This window comes from Nocardia sp. NPDC050412 (assembly GCF_044458825.1).
In the GTDB taxonomy this organism is placed as follows: domain Bacteria; phylum Actinomycetota; class Actinomycetes; order Mycobacteriales; family Mycobacteriaceae; genus Nocardia.
Genome location: NZ_JBITIJ010000041.1, coordinates 1 through 1,459 on the forward strand (window position 1 = coordinate 1; position 1,459 = coordinate 1,459).

At 65.2% G+C, this 1,459-nt stretch carries 1 protein-coding gene; it reads left to right on the plus strand.

Going from position 1 to position 1,459, the window contains the following annotated elements:
• The first annotated feature begins 221 nt into the window (after positions 1-221).
• Complete coding sequence (locus ACIBI6_RS41160; protein ID WP_396960598.1) at positions 222-1,436, plus strand: IS110 family transposase; 1,215 nt, start codon at positions 222-224, stop codon at positions 1,434-1,436.
• Positions 1,437-1,459: the final 23 nt, after the last annotated feature.

Genomic DNA, 1,459 nt, shown 5'->3' on the forward strand with positions numbered 1-1,459 from the left:
TTTCCCTAAGTTTGTAGGTGTCTGGGGTTGGTGCCCTGGATGCCCAGGGCGGTGGGGTGTAGCTGATGGGGTTTTGTCTCTGTTGAGGCTCCGAAGGACTGGCTGCCCCACCGTGCTGGACGCTCCGGCTGCTGATTGAGAGCTTGTTGCGGTCGTCGCTGGTTAGGGATCTGTCGGCGGGGTTGTCCATGGGCTGAAGCTGCGAGGTCAGGAGCACGTGGGTGACAATTCGCCCTCAGATCTGGGTCGGGATCGATGTCGGCAAGCACGCGCATCACGCGTGCGCGGTGGACGAGACCGGAAAAACGGTGTTCAGCCAGAAGTTCGGCAACGACGAGGCTGCGATCGAGGCGTTGATCGCGCGCGCTGGTCAGGCTGGCGAGCGGGTGCACTGGGCGATCGATCTGACCAGTCCGATGGCGTTGCTGCTGATCACGGTGCTGTTGGCCGCTGATCAGCCGGTGACGTATGTGCCGGGCCGGGTGGTGAATTCGATGACCGGCAGTTTCCGCGGCGAGGGCAAGACCGATGCCAAGGACGCGCGGGTGATCGCCCAGAGTGCCCGCCTGCGTGAGGATCTCAACCAGGTTGTGATGCCTGATGAGCTCGTGGTCGGGCTGACTCAGCTGACCAGCTACCGCACCGATCTGATGGCGGATTGGGTGGCCGGGGTCAACCGGTTGCGCGCGCTGCTCGGGTCGATCTTTCCCGCGTTGGAGGCCGCGTTCGACTTCGCGAATCGGACCCCGCTGATCCTTGTCGCCGGAATGTGCACCCCCGCAGAGATCCGGTCGTACGGAATCGACGGTGTCACAACGCATCTCACCAACAACGGCGCGTGGAAGCCGGGCATCGCCAAGGTGGCCGTCGCCGCGGTCGAGGCCGCCGGACGCCAGAGCGTGGCCCTGCCCGGTGAGGCCGACACCGCGATGCTGGTCAAACGCATCGCGCGCAAGCTCCTGGATCTGGACCGGGAGATCAAGGACACCGACAAACTCATCACGACCCGATTCCGGGAACACCCGTGGGCGCGCATCATCGAATCCCTGCCCGGCATGGGTCCCGGATTGGGGGCGGAGTTCCTCGTCGGCACCGGCGGTGACCTGGCCAACTTCGCCAGCGCTGGCCGCTTGGCCTCCTATGCCGGCCTCGTCCCGGTTCCCCGGGACTCGGGCCGGGTCAGCGGCAACCTGCACCGCCCGAAACGCTACAACCGGCGCATGCGGCGCGTGTTCTTCATGGCCGCCCTGTCGAGTCTGCGCTACGAGAACGGGCCCTCGCGGCGGTTCTACGACAGAAAACGCGGTGAGCGACTCATTCATACCCAAGCCCTTCTAGCCCTGGCCCGGCGCCTGGTCGACGTGTTGTGGGCACTGCTGCGAGACGGACGTGAATTCAGCTTCGACACACCTGCCCCGACGGCTGCTGCGGCTTGACACGGTCATTGAGAGTCCTTCGC